The 5,318-nt window shown below is 65.8% G+C and carries 3 protein-coding genes; all 3 read right to left on the bottom strand.

The window, feature by feature from the left end; genetic code table 11:
• Nucleotides 1-491 (bottom strand): carboxypeptidase-like regulatory domain-containing protein (locus OZ10_RS19390; protein WP_039566670.1); only part of this gene is annotated, 491 nt, incomplete at its 3' end.
• 325 nt (nucleotides 492-816) lie between these two features.
• A complete protein-coding gene (locus OZ10_RS19385) occupies nucleotides 817-3,855 on the bottom strand; it encodes a TonB-dependent receptor (RefSeq protein WP_039413597.1) in 3,039 nt (1,012 codons plus the stop codon).
• A 164-nt stretch (nucleotides 3,856-4,019) separates the two neighbouring features.
• Nucleotides 4,020-5,072 (bottom strand): LacI family DNA-binding transcriptional regulator, encoded by a 1,053-nt coding sequence (locus OZ10_RS19380; protein ID WP_039414834.1) that lies wholly within the window; start codon nucleotides 5,070-5,072, stop codon nucleotides 4,020-4,022.
• Nucleotides 5,073-5,318: the final 246 nt, after the last annotated feature.

Genomic DNA, 5,318 nt, shown 5'->3' with positions numbered 1-5,318 from the left:
GTGTCGGCAAACTCCAGGAAGTTGCGCGTGGCCTGCGGCAGCTGCTGAATCTGCCGCGCGCTGATGGTATTGCCCACTTCCGAGGTCTTGACGTCGCGAATCATCGGCGCGCTGACCGTCACCGTGTCCAGCGTGGTCGCATTGCCGGCCGGCGCTGCCGCTGGCTCGTTGCCCAGATCGACGGTGGCACTGGAGGCCACCGACAAGGTCACCGTGCGGCTGATGCCGTTGGATTCGACTTTGTAGGTGCCCGGCTGCAGCCCGACGATGGTGTAGTTGCCGTTCGCATTGACCGGTGCGCGTCGCACCGAGCCGGTGGCGACATTGGTGACGACCACTTCGCTGCCGCTCTGCGCGGAGGCGACCTGGCCGCGCAAGGTGGCGTTGCTGGACTGGGCCATGGCCGGGGTGGTGGCGAACAACGAGGCGGCCAGGGCGCAGCACAACAGGCTGCGCGCCGGCAGGGTGGAGACGGTACGGTGGGTCTTCATGACTTTCCCCCTCCCAGGGGTAAAGCGCGACGCAGTGGAGTGACTGGCGCGTTGGGTTGGTGCTTTTGGGTTGAAACACGGAACGGCAGGCAACAACAGCCGCAAGGGCTGCAAAAACGACAAAGGTCTGCGGTGACGGGCGGCTGCTCCTTCAGGCACGGGTCGAGACGGGTAAACACTGGCGGCGCGTGGCCGACGCAGCGCATCGGCGTTCAACGGGCAATGCGCACGCTGCCGATGCGCTGGCGTGCGTCCATGCGGGTTGCCAGCACGGGCGCTCGCCGGTTGCTGGCGTCGCAGGCCGAGCTGGCGTTTTCTTATCGAATTACCAGATGATGCGCGCGCTCAGGAACAGCGTGCGTGGCGGCGTGGACAGCGCGCCGTACTGGTTGATGCTGGCGCGCGGATTGAACACCCCGCCGTTGCCCCAGTCGATGGCGTACTGATCGTAGTTGCGGAAGTTCAGCGCATTGATCAGATCACCGCGCACCTGCACGGTGAGCGCATCGGTGACATGCATGTCCTTGGACAGCGATAGATCCAGCTGCCGCGTGCCGAAGATGTCGCCACCGGCCAGGAACTTGCCGCCGGGTGCATCCACCGAAACGATGCGGATATTGTCCGACGGCGGGCCACCGTATTGATCGAAGGAGACCGCTTCGTTACGCGGCGGCACCGTGGCCAGGGTCAGCTTGGCCGAGGCGCTGATGCCCCAGAACAGGTCGTAGATACCGGTGACCACCAGGCGATGGCGCGGCACCGAGTTCAGGTCCAGGAACGGATAGCTGGCGATGGTGGCCGCATCGAATCCGTACTGATCGTCGTTGCCGCGATTGCCGCGTGCGCGCGAGAACGTGTATGCCGCGCTCAGGCCCCAGCCGCTTTCCTTGGTGTAGGCCTTGTCGGTGGACAACAGCAACTGCGCGGTCTTGGTCTCCACACCATTGTTGCCGATGATCAGGTTGCCGAATCCCGCCGGTGACTGGGTCCACGGCTGTCCGCCATTCTGGAAGAAATCGCCATTGGGATAGCGGTTGCCCAGGGTCAGGATCAAACCGTCCTTGCTGTGGATATACGACACCGTGCCCGAGTTGCTCCACTCGCCCACCCGCGTGCGCAAGCCGATGGAATACTGGTCCGAATACGGCGTCTTCAAATCGTTGTTGAGCAGGTCGATCTCGCCATTGCGCACGCGCGCATTGACCAGGCCGCCCAGGCTGTCCGGGTTGCTGACAAAGGCCGGGTTGAAGTTGGTGCAGGTGCCCGGCGCCGGTGTGCAGCCGGAGGATTCGACAAAGCGGATGGTGTACTGCGACAGGGCCGACTTGACCTGTTCCAGGCCCATGATGTCGAACAGGTTGCGGTCGTAGCTGCGCCCGGCGCCGCCGAACAGCACCAGCGATTCGTCGCCGCGGAAGTCATAGGAGAATCCCAGCCGCGGTGCGAAGTTGTTGTTGTCCTGTTTGCGATTGCGGCCGTTGCTGATGTAGTCGTTGATATCGACCCCGCCCTTGGCCAGCTGCTCGGCATAGGTGGCGCTGACCGCCGGGTCGGTGCCGGGGCCGTTCAAGGCGGCGATCACTTCCGGCGGGGTCACGTTGTCCAGGTAAGACGGAATCTTTTCGCCATCCCAGCGCACGCCCAGATTCAACTGCAGCTTGTCGTTGACGTCCCAATCGTCCTGGATGTACAGGCCCAGCTGCTTGCTGGTAGTGGTCACCGACGGCGCGGCGCCGGCAAACGGCAGATTGAAGCGGACCTGGTACGGAATGGGCGCGGTCCCCGCGCCATCGTTCACCGCGTAGTAGAACGACGGATTGGCCGCAGAGTTCTCGCTCTGGGTCAGCTCCACTTCCTTGTACTTCACGCCCATCTTGATGACGTGGTTGCCATGCCACTCGATGTTGTTGAAGGTCAGGTCGTTCTGGAAGCTGGGGCCCTTCTGCCCCTTGCGCTGGATCGCCAGGCCACTGGTGGCGTCGTCGTTGAGCAGCACGTCGTCTTCGGCGATGCCGCGCGTGTACACGGTCTGGCTGCCGATGGTGTAGGCGGTGGGGTTGAACAGCACGTCTTCGTACGACAGCCGTGCTTCGTTGATGTAGCGCTCGCCGAAGTGCTGCCAACGCAGGTCGTAGCGCTCTTCGGAATTGAGGTTGATCTTGGCGGCGATGGCGGTGTTCTGGTCGCCCACGCTATCGCGGCTTTCTTCGTCGCGGACCTTGGCGGTGAGCTCCAGGCGGTCGTTGTCGCCGATGTCCCAATCGATCTTGCCGAAGTACAGGTCTTCCTTGAACGGACGGGTGACCGAGCCCAGGCGGCTCTGCACGCCGGCCGGCAGATCGTCGCTCAGTGCGCTGAAACGGTCCGGCACCGCGACCGGGTTGGCCGACACCTCAAAGCCTTTGCCTTCGTAGCTGACGAAGAAGTGCGCCTTGTCCTTGACGATCGGTCCGCTGAAAGCCGCACCGTATTCGTCCTGGTGCGTCTGGCGCTTGTTGCCATCGGCATTGGGCGCGCCGGCGCGTTCGTCGGCCTGGCGCGCGCGGAAATCGGTATTGGTGGTGCGCCCGAAGATCTCGCCATGGAATTCGTTGCCACCGGACTTGGTGGACGCCACGATCGCCGCCGACCCCACCTGGTCGAACTCGGCCTTGTAGTTGGAGGTGATGACCTTGTACTCGCCGATCGCCAGCTGCGGGAACGGGTTGCCCGCGCTCTGCTGCTGGCCGGAGACGCCACCGAACAGATAGCTCTTCTGGCCCACGCCGTCGATGTACACATTGACCGCCGAACTGGCCTGCGCGCCGCCGCGCACCCGGCTGTTGCCGTTGGAGTCGGTCTCGAACTGCATGCCCGGGACGGTGTCGGCAAACTCCAGGAAGTTGCGCGTTAGCTGCGGCACCGTGTTGATCTGCTTGAGCGAGATAGTGGTGCCGACTTCGGAGGTCTTGACCTCCTGCAGCGTGGTGGCGGTGACCTTGACCGTGTCCAGGGTGGTGGCCGTGCCATCGGCGGCCGGTGCAGCCGCTTCACCGCCGCTGCCCAGGTTCAGGCTGACCGACGAGGCCACCGACAGGGTCACCGTCTGCTCGGTGCCGGGACCGGCATCGACCTTGTAGGTGCCCGGCGGCAGGCCGACCAACGCATAGCTACCGTCCGCGCCGGTGATCACCCGTCGCACCGCGCCGCTGGCGACGTTGGTGGCGGTCACGGTGGTGCCGGCCTGCGACGCGGCCACCTGCCCGCGCAACGTGGCATTGCTGGACTGGGCCATGGCCGGAGCGGCGGCCAGCAACGAAGCGGCCAGGGCGCAGCACAGCAGGCTGCGCGCCGGCAGGGTGGAAACGGTACGGTAGGTCTTCATGACGTCCCCCTCCCAGGGGTCAGGCGCGTACCGGCGGAGATGGTCGGCGTGGCGCGGGTGGTGCGTTGTTTCAACGACGGCAGAACAGCGGCAGGCAAGGTGCAGGTGTTATAAAAAGCATAAGAAAGCGCAAAGATTTCGTGAAGATGCGATGGAGTGCCGGATCAGCTGCCGGGCGAGCCGCGCGCGGCGCTGGACGCGCGCACGATCAGCTCCGGCACCATTTCCGAAAACGCCGGCGGTGCGGCGTCGGCAGGCGGCGCGGGCGCATCCACCAATTGCTGGCCCAGCAGCAGGCGCAAGGCACGTGCACCCAGGCCGGCGATGTCCACCCGCATGGTGGTCAACGCCGGCAACACGTAGCGCGCCATCGGCACATCGTCGAACCCGGCCAGCGCGATGTCCTGCGGCACCTTCAGCCCGGCATGGCCCAGCGCGAACAGGCAGCCCAGCGCCATCATGTCGTTGGCGGCAAACACCGCATCCGGGCGCGCGTCCTGCGCGAGCGCCTGGCCGGCGCGGTAGCCGGACTCCTCATCGAAGTTGCCTGGCAACACCCACGGCTGCGCGTCCGCCTCCATCGCCAGCTCGTCGCGGTAGCCGCGCAGGCGCTCGTGCGCATCGAAGTTGTCGGCCGGCCCGGCGATGAAGGCGATGCGGCGGTGGCCGCTGTCGCGCAGATGCCGCGTCATCACCCGCGCGCCGCCGTAGTTGTCCACATTGAGCACCGGCCGCTGGCTGGCGCTGCCGGCGCAGTTGAGCAGCACCGCCGGCAGCCCGCCGGGCAGCGCGTCCTCGTGCACGCCGGTGTCGCCCAGCGAGGGCGACATCACCACCACCCCGTCCACGCGCCCGGGCAGGCGCTCCAGCGCCCGCCGCTGCGCCTGCGGGTCGCCGTGCGAGCTGGACACCAGCAGGTGATACCCCTGGTCGCGCGCCACCTGGTCGATGCCGCGGATCAATTCGGAAAAGAATTCGCCGTGCAGGTCCGGCAGCACCACCCCGATGGTGTGGGTGCGCCGGCTGCTGAGGCTGCGCGCAGCGTGGTGCGGGATGTAATTGAGCGCACGCGCCACCTGCAGCACGCGCTCGCGCACCGACTCGGCCACGTGCTGATGGCCGTTCATGGTGCGCGACACCGTGGCCACCGACACCTGCGCCTGGCGCGCGACATCCTTGATGGTGACGCTGCCGCCTTCCGAACGTGGCCGACTCATGGCGCTTTCTCCAAAACAAGGCAGTGGCGACCACGCGCCCGGGCAGGGCGCACGGCCTGCGGGCGCAGAACGTTCGTGTCGCACAGGCACATGAAGGTCATCGGCCCCATCCGATGGCGACCTCGAAGCGAGATGGCGCGCACGCTAGCAGGATCTGCAAGCGCTTACATGATGCGATGCAGCATCGGGCCAAACATCGCTGGGACAAGGGCTGCGACCTGGTGAGTGGACAAATTTGTCCGGCGA

Source organism: Xanthomonas cannabis pv. cannabis (genome assembly GCF_000802365.1).
Lineage (GTDB): Bacteria > Pseudomonadota > Gammaproteobacteria > Xanthomonadales > Xanthomonadaceae > Xanthomonas > Xanthomonas cannabis.
Note: the sequence above shows the minus strand (reverse complement) of the source record. Positions and strands in the feature narration are given on the sequence as shown.

Bases quoted from the DNA above. Each gene is read 5' to 3' on its own strand.
- OZ10_RS19380 (WP_039414834.1), bottom strand. From the start codon at position 5,072: ATGAGTCGGCCACGTTCGGAAGGCGGCAGCGTCACCATCAAGGATGTC.
- OZ10_RS19385 (WP_039413597.1), bottom strand. From the start codon at position 3,855: ATGAAGACCTACCGTACCGTTTCCACCCTGCCGGCGCGCAGCCTGCTG.